Genomic DNA, 13,855 nt, shown 5'->3' with positions numbered 1-13,855 from the left:
GCTCCGGTCAGTGATCGTGTCCGAGGTCCCACGGTTCGCGGCCGACGTACTCCGCCGCGGCGCGGAACACAGCGCTCTCGATCGCCATCCGTCGATGCGCATTGTCGTCGTGCCCGGGCGGGAGCAGGCGCTCGATCGGCAGGCGGAAGAGCACGATGCGCGCGTGCGTGCGGTCGAGATACCAGCGCGGTACCTCGTCTCCCGACTCGAAGTCGGGCATCGCGCCGATCTCGAACCGCACGTCCTGCAGCTCCGGCCACGTGCCGCGGAGGAACTCGACCGCGGTTCCCACCGAGAGGTCGAACCGGTCGAGGCGTCCATCGAGCGGAGCCAGGGGAGGCCGCACGACCTCGCTGCGGCCGAGACGGCCGTGGCGCCCGTGCCGAGCGCCGCGCCGGGGCGTTTCAGGGGTGCGGGTGGCGCGTCGTCGGGGCATGACGAAAGTCTAGGCCGTGTGCGGAGCCGGACGGCGCGGCATCCCCGTCGGACACGCACCGGACCGTAGCCTGGCACGGATGGACGGACGACTCTGCTCGAAGGTGGGCTGCGCGCGAGAAGCGGTGGCCACGCTCACGTACGACTACGGCGACCAGATGGCCGCGCTCGGTCCGCTCGGACTCGAGCGTCACCCGCATGCGCACGATCTCTGTGCGCAGCATGCTGACCGCTTGTCGGTGCCTGCGGGGTGGATCGTCGTGCGCCACGAGGCGCTGCGCGCCTGAGCGTCAGACCCCGACGCGCCGGCCGGTGAGCCGTTCGGCGCGGGCATCCGAGGCGGTGAGTGCGCGTCGCTCGCGTTCACGCCGGATGACCGTGATCGCGACCAGTGCCCGCTCCGGTGCAGCCTGCGGCAGGGGCGAGACGAAGGCGGATGCCTCGGCGAGCAGTTCGTCCGCGACACGTGCACGGGCCCCGGGCACGAGCTGGTGCGCGGAGGCGAGGAACTGCGAGATCCGTCGGGCGAGACGGTCGGGGAGACGCGCGACGTCGGCGACCTGCGACCAGCCGAGAAGCTCGCCGGGCATGGCCGGAACGTTCTGGGCCAGCGTGGGCGTGCGTACGCGCTGGCTGTAGGTGCCCGCGACGAGATCTCCCAGGCGCTGGGATCGGGCGGTGAGGGCGCCCGAGAGCACGGCGAGGCCGCCGAAGGTCATGTAGATCTCGAGCACTCCGAGAAGAGCGCGGATGAACGCGTGGCGGAATCCGGTCGCTCCGCCGTCGAGCCGGGCGATGCGCCCGCCGACGGCGAACTTGCCGAGGCTGCGACCCTTCGTCAGCATCTCCATCGTCAACGGGAGGATCAAGAAGCTCACCACGAGCGACGCGACGGTTGCGATCCGGTCCGTTGCCTCCGTCAAGATGCCCGCGTCGAGGAGCCAGACCCGCAGGAACAGCCACAGGATGAAGACCCCATAACCCAGCAGCATGTCGATCAGGGATCCGAGCGCCCGGAAGAGGAAACCGACCGGCTGCACATCGATGGCGACGGCTTCTCCGGAGAGCATCTCGTCGGTCGTATCGATCGGCACGGACATGAGTACAGTAAATCAGGTGGATGCCGATGCGTTGACCGATGCACGCCGCGCCGAGTGGGCGCGGCTGGATGAGCTCAGCCGCGCCTCGCTGGACGGCGCGGCTGTCGACGAACTCATTGTGCGTTACCGCGCCGCATCGGCGGACCTCGCTGAGCTCAAGACCTCGGTCGGGGACTCTCCGCAGGGCAACTACCTCTCGACGATCCTCGCGCGCGCCCGCATGCGTCTCACGGGTGCTTCGGACAGCATCTTGACGCAGGCGTCGCGGTTCTTCGTCGATCAGCTTCCGGCGGCACTTTACCGACTCAGGTGGACGACGCTCGTCATCGCCGTCTCCTTCGTCGCGATCGCACTGGGAACCGCCTTCTGGATATCGAACGATCCCGCTTTGATCGCCACACTCGGCACCCCGGACGCGCTGCAGCAGTACGCCGACGAATCCTTCACCGGCTACTACACCGAGAATCCCGCTGCGGTGTTCATGGGGATGGTCTGGACGAACAACGCGTGGATCGCGCTCCAATGCGTGCTCTTCGGCGTCACGGGAATCTGGCCGCTCTACATGATCGTGCAGAACGCTTTTGGTCTGGGTGTGTCCGGTGCCGTGATGATCGCGCACGGCCAAGGTGACGTCATGCTGCTGTACATCCTTCCGCACGGAATGCTCGAGCTCACGTGCATCTTCGTCGCCGCAGCGGCAGGTCTCCACCTTTTCTGGTCGTGGGTCGCGCCAGGGCGTCGCGCGCGCACCGAGTCCTTGGCGATCCAGGGCAGGTCACTCGCAACGGTGGCGTTGGGACTCGTCTTCGCCCTCTTCCTCGCCGGCCTCGTCGAGGGCTTCGTGACCGGCTGGGCTCTGCCGTGGCCGCTCAAAATCGGCATCGGCGCAGCGGCGCTGGCCGTGTTCCTGATCTACATGCTCGTCGTCGGCGGACGCGCATATCGCCGCGGTGAGACGGGCGATCTCGTCGAGTACGAAGCGGGCACGCCGCGACTTCTCGCGGGGTGACGCGGGCGCTCAGAGCCGGCCGGCGGCCTTGAGCTCGAGATAGCGGTCGGCGATCCGGGGTGGGAGATCCTCGGGGTCGGCGGAGATCGCCTCACCGCCCGCTCGACGGATCGCATCCTCCACGTTCTCGGCATCGCGCAGGGTGCGTTCGGCGGCTGCCGCGAGGTAGACCTCCTCGCGCGAGCCGCGCTGCTGCGCGAGCTCGACGATCGACTCGTCGGTCACGGAGCCGACCAGGATCGACGTCGCCCGCGAGGCATCCGGGAACGCGCCGAGGAATCCACGAGCCGATTCCGCGGCATCCTGCGCGGTGAGCACGACGATCAGCGAGGGACGGGTCGTCAACGTACGCACGGCGGCGAACGCACCATGCCAGTCGGTGTCGACGAGGCGCGCGTGCACCGGGGCCATGGCATCGGTCAGCGCGGGCAGGAGGGCGTTGCCCTCGACGCCCGTCACCCGCGCCCGCACGACACGGTCGTACATCAGCAGGTGCACGTGGTCGCCTGCGCGCGCCGCGAGAGCCGAGAGGAGAAGGGAGGCCTCGAGCGCGGCATCCGCTCGTGTTCCATCGCCCACGCGGGCGGCAGCGGTGCGTCCGGTATCGATGATGATGACGACGTGCCGATCGCGTTCCGGTCGCCACGTGCGCAGCATCGTGGTGCCGGCGCGGGCGGTCGCCCGCCAATCGATCGATCGCACATCGTCGCCGCGCACGTACTCGCGCAGCGAATCGAACTCGGTTCCCTGACCGCGCACCTGGATGCTCGTGTTGCCGTCGAGCTCGCGAAGGCGGGCGAGACGGGACGGGAGGTGCTTGCGCGAGGAGAAGGCGGGGAGCACGCGGATCGCTCCCCGCACGCGGTGCACGGCCTGCCGTCCGGCGAGACCGAGGGGACCGCGTGACCGGATCACCACGAACTCGCTCACCAGCTCGCCGCGTCGGCGGGGGAGGAGCGGGATGTCGACCCGCCGGCGTTCGCCGCTCGGGATCTCGAGGGCCTGCCGTGCCGTTCCCGCCCCGGCCGTCGGCTGCCAGGCGTCGCGAAGCAGTGCGTGCAGCTCCCGGGAGCCGTGGTTGTGCACGGCGACGCTCACCGGCACGGCCTCGCCGAGGCGGGCACGGGCGGGCACGCGCCGGCTCACGGTCACGGAGCGCGGGCTCGCGGCGAAGGCGACGTCGATGACGACCAGCACGACGCACACGCCCAGCCACGCGCCGAGCACCGCGTACGGCGGAAAACCCGCGAGCCCGGCGATGACCAGGGGCACGACGCCCGCAGCCACGGCGAGCGCGAGGCGACCCGTGACGAACACTTAGATCGGCACCCGGGTCTGCTGCACGACGGAGGTCAGCACGGCATCCGCCGAGACGCCCTCCATCTGCGCGTCCGGGCGCAGCTGCAGACGATGCCGCCAGACCGGCACGAGCATCGTCTGCACGTGGTCGGGGGTGACTGCCGTCGAACCGTTGAGCCAGGCCCAGGCCTTCGCCGCGGCGAGGAGGCCGGTCGAGGCGCGCGGGCTCGCTCCCAGCTCGACCGACGGGGATTGGCGCGTAGCACGGGCCAGATCGACGACATAGCCGAGCACGTCGTCGGTGACATCGACGCGTCCGGCTGCGGCTTGGGCCGCACGGATCTCCTCGGCGGTCACGACGGCTTCGACTCCGGTGAGCTCGCGCGGCGAGAATCCGGAGGCGTGCTTGCGCAGCACGGACACCTCCGCGTCGCACTCGGGCATCCCGACCACCAGCTTCATGAGGAAGCGGTCGAGCTGAGCCTCGGGCAACGAGTACGTGCCCTCGTGCTCGATGGGGTTCTGGGTCGCCGCGACGAGGAACGGGTCGGGGAGGGCCCGGCTCGTGCCGTCGGCCGACACCTGCCGCTCCTCCATCGCCTCGAGCAGCGCCGCCTGCGTCTTCGGGGGCGTGCGGTTGATCTCGTCTGCCAGCAGGATGTTCGTGAACACGGGACCTGCGCGGAAGTCGAACTCGCCCGTGCGCGCGTCGTACACGAGTGATCCGGTCACGTCACCGGGCATGAGGTCGGGGGTGAACTGCACGCGCTTGGTGTCGAGGCCGAGGGCCCGGGCGAACGAGCGCACGACCAGGGTCTTGGCCACACCCGGAACGCCCTCGAGCAGCACGTGCCCTCGGGCGAGCAGCGACACCAGCAGGCCGGTCACCGTGCCGGCCTGACCGACCACGGCCTTGTCGACCTCGCTGCGCACGCGGTGCATCGCCCCGCGCAGGGCCGTGTCGTCGGCGGGATTGTACTCAGCGGTCACGGGTGTCCTCGGCTTCCGTCGTGGATGGAGTATGTGCGGACGGTGCGTCCGTCGCGCGGGCGGTTCGATGCGTCTTCTCGACGGCCTCCTCGAGGTCGGCGAGGCGTCGAGCGAGCTCGACGAGTGCGGCGTCGTCGGTGGGCAGCGGGCCGGCGAGGAGCGCCTGGAGCGTGCCCCGGGGGATGCGCAGACGATCGGATGCCGCATCTGCCACCTCGTCGGACGTCGCCCGTGCCGTCAGCCCGAGTCCCCGGGCGAGGCGGCGCTGCGCGCCGTCGCGGATCGCGAGCGCCGCGTGCGGGGCATCCGCCGCCTTCGCCGTCAGGCGTGCGCGGCCGTGCATCGTCTCGGAGGCGCGGACCGTGACCGGCAGCGTCTCGGCGACCAGCGGACCGAACCGTCTGCCGCGCCACAGGGCGGCCGCAGCGCCGGACAGGATCAGCAGAATGATCGCCGGGGTGACCCACGGCGGCGTCAGAGTGCCCAGCGTGTCGGGAGACGTCGCCTCGATGTCGGAATCGCCGAGCGAGGGGACGTACCAGACCACGCGATCGGTCTGGCCGAGCAGGGCGAGCGCGAGCGCGGCGTTGCCGTTCTCGGCGAGATAGGCGTTGCTGAACAAGCGGGAGCCGTCGACGATCGAGGTGCGTCGACCATCGCTGTCGTCGATGAGCACGGCCGCGCCCTCTTCGTCGCCGAAGCACCACTCCACGCCGGAGTGAGGAGTCATCAGTCGATCGGGTTCGATCGTGCCGACCTCGGCGAACTCCCCGGCGGTGCACTGCGCGTCGACCTCGGCGAGCGGCGCCGAGGAGTAGGCACCGAGATCGAGGTCGTCGAGCAGATGAGCTCCAACGGACAGGAAGACGACACGGTCGGCCGGCCCCATCAGCTCGGCGAGACCCTCATCGCTGAGTGTGTACGGATTGGTCATGACGAGCGTCGCGTTCTCGTCCAGAGCGGCACGAGCCTCGACGCGCGATCGATACACGTCGACCTCGACTCCCTGGTCCCTCAGGATCTCGGCGAGCGCCAGCGCGCCCGCATCTCCGCGGCCCTCGGGGTCGAGCGAACGGCGCTCGCTCGGGGCGGTCGCGGCGATCTGGAGCCCCACCCACGCCACACCGACGACGAGCGCGGCGACGATCACCCAACCGATGATCGAGCGCAGTCGTCTCGTCGGTTCCGCGGTGGGCGGAGGGGTGATCTGCTCCTCGGTGACGGTCATGGGGTCACCACCGCCGGCCTCCGGGATCGCAGACGCTCGTCGGTGGCGGCCAGGGAGGCATAGGACTCGGGCGTCGCGGGGTGGCGAAGATAGCGGACGTCATCGAAAGCGGTCGCGGCGCTGCGCATCGGCTCGGACTCGTCGGCGAACACGGTGCTGGCCTCTCTGGCGATGGCCTGGGCCGTGGCACCCGGAGCAGGGTCGATGATGTCGCGCTCGAGCAGGTCACGGGCGATCGCGCGGAACCGCAGGATCGTTGCGGCATCCCAGTCCTCGGCGCGGGCGTTCCGCTCCGCATCCGCTCGCAGCTGCGCCGCCGAGCGATCGTCGTCGACTCCGAGGAGATCGGTGCGAGCACGGGCGACGGAGCGGGAGCGTCGCGGTCGCCCCCAGACGATCAGCGCGACGATCAGAGCGGCGCCGATCAGGATGCAGACGATGACGAGGGCCGACGGCCCGACGGCTGCGCCGTTGTCGGAGCTGAAGAGGTTGCCGATGAATCGGCCGATGTCGCGCGCCAGGTAGTCGAACCATGAGGGCTCGGCATCCGCATACCGCGGGTTGCTCAACTCGTCTTCGGCCCACCGGCGCGCGTCGTCGCCGTCCGGGACGAACAGATCGTCGAACGGTCGGGTCATGCCCGGGAATCGCCGTCGCCCGGAGCGGTCCACGGTGAGTCTGCGGGCGGCGCAGCGACAGGCGGTGCCGGGGGAGCGGGAGGCGCGGTGTACGCGGGGGGCGCGGGCGGCGCGGCGTACGGCTGCGGCGCCGGCGTGTACCCGTACTGCTGGGGTTGCGGTGCGGAGTACGGCTGGGGCTGCTGCTGCTGCGCGTAACCGTACGGAGCCGGGTACCCGGGCTGCTGCAGTGTGCCGGTCGGGACGGGGTACGCGTACGACTGCGACATGAGAACGTAGTCGGGAACGGCCTTGGGCGGGGGTGCGCTCGAGACGGCCCGCGCCGGGTCGACCGCGTAGGGGTCACCGAGCTGCTCCTCGTTCCACCCCATGTCGCTGCGCTCCATGTAGGAGACGAGCGTCTGGTCGAGCCCTTCGTAGCGCATGCGGGAGTCGAGGTAGATGAGAGCCGCGCTCGTGCTCTGCACGACCAGAGTGATCGCCTGAAGCACGAGGGTGAGGATCTGCGGGGCGAGGAGCAGGAGGATCATGCCGATGATCGCGCTGGGTTCGGGGTCGCCGGTGGGCACGAGCACCGTGCCGAACATCTGGGCGAACAGCTGCGCGGGCACGGCCACCACGTTCATCGCGATGCCCATGATGAAGCTGATGATGATGCTCACACCGAAGGCGACCCAGAAACGGCCGCGGATCAGCCGCCACGAGCGCACGATCGCGTCCTTGAGCCGCGCGCGCTCGAACACCAGGATCGAGGGCACGAGCATCAGCTTGGTGCTGAGCCAGACGTAGAGCGGGATGCAGGCGAGGAAGAAGACGACCACGACCAGCACGATGAGGCCGACCGTCTCGGGGGAGGCTCCCATCCCGCCCGCGATGCCACCGGCGATGATCCCGAACAGGATGAGCGCGACCACGATGACGAGGCCGAAGACGGCGACCATGACGAGCGCCGAGTACGCGACGAGACGCCAGAAGGCCGGAGTCATCCGGCGCCACAGCATTCGCAGCGTGGCCTTCTTGCCGACCGTCGCATAGCTGACATCGGCGGCGATCACGCCCTGCATGATCGCCGTGACGGCGACCGAAGCGAGACCGACCAGGATGCCGGCGACGATGTTGATCGCGATGGTCCCGGCAGCGATCGCCTCGAAGTCCGGGCTGGCGGTCGACACGGTCTCGAGTCGGGAGAAGGTCGTGAAGAGTACGAGCCCCATCGCGAGCGCTGCGAGGATGAGGACAGCGAGCTGGAGGATGACGGCGAAGCCGAAGAGAACCTTGGGGTTGTGCCGCAGCGCGGCGAACGCCTTCCCGAGCAGCATTCCGAACGTCATCGGATGCAGGGGGATGATGCCCTTCTTCCGGGCAGGGGTCCAGGTCTGGGCGCTCACAGCACTTCCCTCCGTCGTGCGCCTCCATCGTGCCATATCCCCGGTGTTGGCGCGCAGACCTGGGGAACGTGAGACCGAGTGCCATAAGGTAACAGTTATGACCTCACGCATCCTTGTGGTCGATGACGACACCGCGCTCGCCGAGATGATCGGCATCGTGCTGCGCACCGAAGGATTCGAGCCCGTGTTCTGCGCCGACGGAGCACGAGCCGTCGACGAGTGGCGCGCCCAGCGCCCGGACCTCGTCCTCCTCGATCTGATGCTCCCCGGCATGGACGGGATCGAGATCTGCACGCGCATCCGCGCCGAGTCCGGCGTACCCGTCATCATGCTCACGGCCCGCACCGACACCGCTGACGTCGTGCGTGGCCTCGAAGTGGGCGCCGACGACTACATGGTCAAGCCGTTCAACCCGAAGGAACTGGTAGCCCGGATCCGCACGCGGCTCCGCCCCGTGCCGCAGACCACCAGCGAGCAGCTTCGCGTCGGCGATCTGACCGTCGACGTGGATGCGCATGAGGTGCGCCGTGGCACGGCCCCGATCGCGCTCACCCCGCTCGAGTTCCAGCTGCTCGTCGCTCTCGCCTCCAAGCCGCAGCAGGTCTTCTCCCGCGAGATGCTGCTCGAGCAGGTCTGGGGCTACCACTACAAGGCCGATACGCGTCTCGTGAACGTGCACGTGCAGCGCCTGCGCGCGAAGGTCGAACTCGACCCCGACAACCCGCGGATCGTGATGACGGTCCGCGGCGTCGGCTATCGCGCCGGGAGCGCTGTCTGACACGCCCATGGCCGTGACGACAGCGACCACCACGGCGGTCGCCGTCCTGCGCGATTGGCGCGGGTGGCCGACGGTTTTGGGCGCACTGTGGCGCAGATCGCTGCGGTTCCGCACGCTGGCGGTGACCCTGCTCGCGACGTCGCTCGCGATCCTCATCACCTGCGTGACGATGGCGCTCGTGATCCAGAACGACCTCTTCGTCTCGCAGAAGAACCAGGCGCTCGAAGACGCCCGTCGTGCGGTCGACGTCGCCCAGAGCACGCTCGATGTCGCCGAGGTGGGAGACGACCCGGCGGCCCTCGCCGATCTGTGGAACACGATCCAGGCCGGATTCGCCCAGAACTCGAACGCCGATCAGCTCACCGGCATCCGTGTGGACGCCGACGCGAACGGCGTGCGCCTCAACGGCTTCACCGCCGGGCTGAGCGCCAGTCTGCTCAGCGACGGCCTCCGCGCCCGCGTCGTGGAGTTCGACGACCGCCAGGCCTGGCAGTCGGTCGCCCTTCCCGTCGAAGGAGGGGGAGAGGTGCCGGGCATCATCGTCGGACAGCAGGTCGTCGTCCCCGAGGCGGGACCGTTCGAGATCTACTTCGCCTACGACCTCTCCGACGCGGACCAGACGCTGGTGTTCGTCCAGCGGACGCTGTGGATCGCCGGGATCGGCCTGGTCGCGATCGTCGCGGCCATCTCGTGGATCGTCCTGCGCACGGTCTCGACGCCGATCATCCAGGCGGCGGAGACCAGTGCGCGCCTCGCCTCCGGTGATCTGGCCGTGCGCCTGGAGGTGCACGGCGAGGACGAACTCGCGACGCTGGGCCGTTCGTTCAATGCGATGGCCGACAGCATCGAGTCGCAGATCAAGGAGCTCGGGGAGCTGTCGATGGTGCAGCAGCGGTTCGTGTCCGACGTCTCGCACGAGCTCCGCACGCCCCTGACGACGATCCGTCTCGCCGCCGACATGCTCAACGATCAACGGGCGGACTTCGACCCGGTCACGGCGCGGGCCGCCGAACTCATGCATGCGCAGGTGCAGAGATTCGAGACGCTGCTGTCGGACCTCCTCGAGATCAGTCGCTACGACGCCGGTTCGGTCCAGCTGGAGCTGGAGGCGACGAGCCTCGCGCACGTCGCGGAGGACGTCATCGAGCAGATGCGTCCGCTCGCCGATGGACACGGCACGGAGCTGCGACTCGTCGCTCCGGGCGGGTATTCCCCGGTCGACATGGATCCGCGCCGCGTGCGCCGTGTGCTCCGCAACCTCATCGGGAATGCGATCGAACACGGCGAGGGCCGTCCGATCGTCGTCACCGTCGACAGCAACCAGCATGCGGTCGCCGCCGGCGTGCGCGACTTCGGGTTGGGCATGGACCCGGCCGACGCCGAGCGCGTGTTCGACCGCTTCTGGCGCGCCGATCCGTCGCGTCAGCGAACGATCGGGGGCACCGGGCTGGGGCTGTCGATCGCGCTCGGCGATGCCACACTCCACGGCGGCACGCTGTCGGTGTGGTCCGAGCTCGGCGTCGGCACCAACTTCGTGCTCACCCTTCCGCGTCACGGCACGACCCTCGACGGGCCGAGCCCTGTGTCCGTCGAACCCCAGGACTCCCTCGCCGAACTCGGCGACGCCACGCAGCCTCTCTCGCTCACGGACGTGCGGCGCGAGATGCTCGACGGGGGTGAACACCGATGACCGCCCGACGGATGCGGAATCTCCTGCGGGGCATCGCGCTCGCCGCAGCGAGCCTGGTGCTGCTCACCGCGTGCACCGGTCTCCCCACGTCGGGCGACGTGAACGTCGGCCTCGAGCTCGGTGAGTCGCCCGACGACGCGGACTTCCTGCCGCTCGCCTCCGGCCCCGCGCCGGGCGCCGGACCCCGGGAGATCGTCGAAGGATTCATGGAGGCGGCGATCACGCCGGCCGAGAACTGGGAGATCGCCCGCCGGTTCCTCACTCCCGACATGCAGCGATCGTGGCGCCCGAGCACGGGCGTGGCCGTCGACGCCTCCGCCGCCGACCGCGCGATGTCCTCCTCGGTGCTCGACGAGGACATCGACGACGCGGATGCCGCGGACGTCCAGGTGCAACTCGACCAGGTGGCGAGCGTCGACTCCTCCGGGGAGTATTCTTCGGCGGCGGGGCCGGCGAATCTCGCTTTCGCGGTGGAGCGCACCGAGGCGGGGGAGTGGCGAATCTCGCAGGCTCCCGACGGCATCGTGATCGATGAGGAGCGCTTCTCGACCGTGTTCGAGGGGTATCCGCTCCAGTACTTCGACCGCACGTGGTCGCGACTCGTGCCGGACGTGCGCTGGTTCCCGCGTCGTACGAGCATCGCGACGACCGTGGTGCAGGCTCTGATCAGCGGGTCTCCGAGCTCGTGGCTCGAGCCCGCCGTGCAGACGGCCTTCCCCGCCGACGTGCAGCTCGCGCAGGACGCCGTACCGATCAACGCCAACCAGGTGGCCGAGGTCGCTCTGACCCGCCCGGCCGCGGCTCTCGAGACGCAGACGCTCGCCCGGATGCGCACGCAACTGCAGGAGACTCTGCGCGCATCGGGCGTGCACGTCTCGCAGGTGCGCTTCACGGTCGACGGGCGCACGCTCGACGCCGGGGTCGTGAATGTCGTCGCGCCCCCGCAGGAATCCGGTCCACTCGTGCTCACGGACGGCGCATTCGGCACCCTCGTGGGCGACGAGGTCTCTCCGATCGACGGACTCAGCGACGAGATACTCGCCCTCTCCCAGCCGATCACCGCGATCGACGTCGCGGAGGACGACGGAGTGGCGGCGGTGCAGCTCGCCGATGGCCACGCGTACCTGGTCGGCGACGGCCGACTCGATGAACTCGACGTCCGGGGCGGGCTCATCGCTCCGTCGCTCGATCCGTACGGCTATACCTGGACGGTGCCGACGGCGAGCCCCACCGAGGTGTTCGTCTCGGGCAGCGATGTGGTGTCGCACACCGTGGCGAACGCGTGGCCCGACGCCTCGACCGTCCTGCAGATGCGGGTGGCGGCGGACGGCTCGCGGATCGCTGCGGTGATCGAAGTGGGCAGCCAGCGCTGGGTCGTGGTCGCCGCGGTCGTGCGCGACGAGAGCGGTCTCCCGACCGAGCTCGGGCCGATGAAGCAGCAGACCCGTGTCGACGGAGACGTGCAGGGACTGGTCTGGGTCGGCGACTACCGGCTGGCGGTGCTGGCGGACTCGCCGAGCCCCGACCTGCTCACCCAGGTGGTCGGCGGGACCGCGACGGTGGAAGCCGCCCCGGCCGGTGCGACCGCGCTCTCCCGCGCGCGCACGGTGTCGGGTGTGCGGGTGCTGTCGACCGACGGCGCTCTCCTCGCGCACGCCGGATCGGCGTGGCGAGAGGTCGCGACCGGCGTACGGGTGCTGGCCACGCGCGCGGGACAGTGACGCACGTCTCTCCCTGCGCAGCCGTGAGAGATGCGGTTTCTCGTCCGAAACGTGGATGTCCGGCGCGACGAGCAGCCACAGGCACGCGAGCATGGACGGATGTTCGCCCTCTCGACCCTCGCATCCCTCGGTGATGAACTCCTCGCTTTCCTGCTCGCCGCATCGTGCGCGGGCTGCAGCGCGGGAGGGACCATACTCTGCGCAGACTGTCGTGCTGAACTCCGCCCTGCGCCCCGGACGGTGCGCACCCCTGGCGGACTCGAGGTGCGAGCGGCTCTCGAGTTCACGGGTGTCGCCGCACGGTGCATCCGCCGGTTCAAGGGCGAGGGTGAGACTCTGCTCGCCGCCGCGCTCGGCGTCGCACTCGCCGGGGTGCTGACGCCATCGGCGGCGAACGTGCACCACGTCGTACCGGTGCCCACGTCGAGATCGGCCTTCAGGCGGCGAGGCTATCGGGTACCCGAGATGCTGCTGCGCAGGGCTGGCACCGCTCCGGCATCGCTGCTGCGGTCGGCTGCGCGCCGCGTCGACCAGCGCGGACTCGACGCCCGGGAACGAGCCGCGAACGTCCGGAGCAGCATGGCCGCCCGACGGCGTGGCGACGGCGCTCCCGTCCTGGTGATGGACGATGTCGTGACGACCGGGGCGACGCTCGACGAGGCGGCTCGAGCGCTCACCGAGGCGGGCTTTCGGGTCGTCGGCGGCATCGCGCTCGCCGCCACGCCGCGTCACGGGAGACTCATCGAAGACTCTTCCGCGACACGGAGGAACTGACCCGTGACATCCGCACCCAAGCGGACTAGCGTGGGGGGTCACAAGGCGACCACGGTCCGCCCTTGGCCGGGAGGACCGGGACAAGGAGGCAGCAATGGAAACGAGCATCGTTGGCGTCGGAGTGGGTATCACCGATCGCTTCCGAACCGTTGTCGAGGAGAAGATCGCCAGGATCCAGACATTCGCGGCTCGCGCGCAACGCCTGGACGTGAAGGTCACCCACCGGGTCTACCGCAACGGGCAGGTGCCGGAGGAGACCGTCGAGCTCACGCTGGTGAGCAAGGGTCCGGTCGTCCGGGCCGAGGCGACCGACGGCGACAAGTTCGTCGCCCTCGACCTCGCCATCGACAAGATGGCCGAGCAGTTGCGCCGTGCCAAGGAGAAGCGAGTCGACGGTCGCCAGCACCCGCGGGGCGCGCACTTCGAGAAGGGCAGTGGTGCCCTCGAGGGGATCGACGTCGAGCCGGCATCCGTCGACGTCCTACGGGCCGTCGCCACCGGCAACATCCCGGTTCAGAACGACGAGGAGGAGGCCTACTCGCCCGTCGTCATCCGAACGAAGAACTTCGATGCCGAGTGGATGACGGTCGAAGAGGCCGTCGACCGGATGGAGTTGGTCGGACACGACTTCTTCCTGTTCGTCGACGCTCGTACCGATCACCCGAGCGTGGTCTACCGCCGAAAGGGCTGGGACTACGGTGTCATCGCGTTGAGCGCGCAGGCTCCGCCCGCCGAGGCTCTCGCCTCCTGACCGCACGAGAGAGCGGCCCGGTCCCCGAAGGGACCGGGCCGCTCTCTCGTGCGT

14 protein-coding genes are annotated in these 13,855 nt (G+C 69.7%); 7 read left to right on the top strand and 7 right to left on the bottom strand.

What is annotated here, in order from left to right:
* Positions 1 to 7 precede the first annotated feature (7 nt).
* Positions 8 to 436 (bottom strand): hypothetical protein, encoded by a 429-nt coding sequence (locus ACIQTT_RS04620; protein ID WP_402786648.1) that lies wholly within the window; start codon positions 434 to 436, stop codon positions 8 to 10.
* 79 nt (positions 437 to 515) lie between these two features.
* Here ACIQTT_RS04620 and ACIQTT_RS04615 point away from each other — a divergent pair, with 79 nt between their 5' ends.
* The gene (locus ACIQTT_RS04615) at positions 516 to 722 is read left to right on the top strand and encodes a DUF3499 family protein (RefSeq protein ID WP_247622872.1); all 207 of its coding nucleotides are present in this window, start codon (positions 516 to 518) and stop codon (positions 720 to 722) included.
* A gap of 3 nt (positions 723 to 725) precedes the next feature.
* Here ACIQTT_RS04615 and ACIQTT_RS04610 read toward each other — a convergent pair whose 3' ends face one another.
* Positions 726 to 1,535: an RDD family protein gene (locus tag ACIQTT_RS04610; protein ID WP_402786643.1), complete on the bottom strand. Its 810-nt coding sequence runs from the start codon at positions 1,533 to 1,535 to the stop codon at positions 726 to 728.
* Positions 1,536 to 1,551: 16 nt separating this feature from the next.
* On the opposite strand from ACIQTT_RS04610, the gene ACIQTT_RS04605 reads away from it, so the two are divergent.
* Positions 1,552 to 2,544, top strand: a complete 993-nt coding sequence (locus ACIQTT_RS04605; RefSeq protein WP_402791097.1) for a stage II sporulation protein M — start codon at positions 1,552 to 1,554, stop codon at positions 2,542 to 2,544.
* Positions 2,545 to 2,553: 9 nt separating this feature from the next.
* Here ACIQTT_RS04605 and ACIQTT_RS04600 read toward each other — a convergent pair whose 3' ends face one another.
* Genes ACIQTT_RS04600 through ACIQTT_RS04580 form a run of 5 tightly spaced genes read right to left on the bottom strand, consistent with a single transcriptional unit; the run spans position 2,554 to position 8,087 of the window.
* On the bottom strand, positions 2,554 to 3,861 hold the full coding sequence (locus tag ACIQTT_RS04600) for a DUF58 domain-containing protein (protein WP_402786640.1): 1,308 nt from the start codon (positions 3,859 to 3,861) through the stop codon (positions 2,554 to 2,556).
* Positions 3,862 to 4,785, bottom strand: coding sequence for an AAA family ATPase (locus ACIQTT_RS04595; RefSeq protein WP_402791094.1), 924 nt, complete (start codon positions 4,783 to 4,785; stop codon positions 3,862 to 3,864).
* A gap of 37 nt (positions 4,786 to 4,822) precedes the next feature.
* Complete coding sequence (locus ACIQTT_RS04590; protein WP_402786637.1) at positions 4,823 to 6,061, bottom strand: DUF4350 domain-containing protein; 1,239 nt, start codon at positions 6,059 to 6,061, stop codon at positions 4,823 to 4,825.
* Positions 6,058 to 6,699 (bottom strand): DUF4129 domain-containing protein, encoded by a 642-nt coding sequence (locus tag ACIQTT_RS04585; RefSeq protein WP_402786634.1) that lies wholly within the window; start codon positions 6,697 to 6,699, stop codon positions 6,058 to 6,060. The genes ACIQTT_RS04590 and ACIQTT_RS04585 overlap by 4 nt, the downstream gene beginning before the upstream one ends.
* Positions 6,696 to 8,087 (bottom strand): hypothetical protein, encoded by a 1,392-nt coding sequence (locus tag ACIQTT_RS04580; RefSeq protein WP_402786631.1) that lies wholly within the window; start codon positions 8,085 to 8,087, stop codon positions 6,696 to 6,698. Before ACIQTT_RS04580 ends, ACIQTT_RS04585 begins: the two co-directional genes overlap by 4 nt.
* A gap of 97 nt (positions 8,088 to 8,184) precedes the next feature.
* On the opposite strand from ACIQTT_RS04580, the gene mtrA reads away from it, so the two are divergent.
* The 5 genes from mtrA to hpf all read left to right on the top strand — a co-directional run bounded on the left by mtrA (position 8,185) and on the right by hpf (position 13,801).
* Positions 8,185 to 8,865 carry an MtrAB system response regulator MtrA gene (gene mtrA, locus ACIQTT_RS04575; RefSeq protein WP_400439912.1) on the top strand — a complete coding sequence of 227 codons (681 nt, stop codon included), beginning with the start codon at positions 8,185 to 8,187 and terminating at the stop codon, positions 8,863 to 8,865.
* A 7-nt stretch (positions 8,866 to 8,872) separates the two neighbouring features.
* Positions 8,873 to 10,555 (top strand): MtrAB system histidine kinase MtrB, encoded by a 1,683-nt coding sequence (gene mtrB, locus ACIQTT_RS04570; protein ID WP_402786628.1) that lies wholly within the window; start codon positions 8,873 to 8,875, stop codon positions 10,553 to 10,555.
* On the top strand, positions 10,552 to 12,276 hold the full coding sequence (locus ACIQTT_RS04565) for an LpqB family beta-propeller domain-containing protein (RefSeq protein ID WP_402786625.1): 1,725 nt from the start codon (positions 10,552 to 10,554) through the stop codon (positions 12,274 to 12,276). The genes mtrB and ACIQTT_RS04565 overlap by 4 nt, the downstream gene beginning before the upstream one ends.
* A gap of 240 nt (positions 12,277 to 12,516) precedes the next feature.
* On the top strand, positions 12,517 to 13,050 hold the full coding sequence (locus tag ACIQTT_RS04560; protein ID WP_402786622.1) for a ComF family protein: 534 nt from the start codon (positions 12,517 to 12,519) through the stop codon (positions 13,048 to 13,050).
* A 94-nt stretch (positions 13,051 to 13,144) separates the two neighbouring features.
* Positions 13,145 to 13,801: a ribosome hibernation-promoting factor, HPF/YfiA family gene (gene hpf, locus ACIQTT_RS04555; RefSeq protein ID WP_402786619.1), complete on the top strand. Its 657-nt coding sequence runs from the start codon at positions 13,145 to 13,147 to the stop codon at positions 13,799 to 13,801.
* Positions 13,802 to 13,855 lie beyond the last annotated feature (54 nt).

The organism is Microbacterium sp. NPDC090225 (assembly GCF_044772365.1).
Lineage (GTDB): Bacteria > Actinomycetota > Actinomycetes > Actinomycetales > Microbacteriaceae > Microbacterium.
This window is presented reverse-complemented; position numbering and strand designations above follow the sequence as displayed.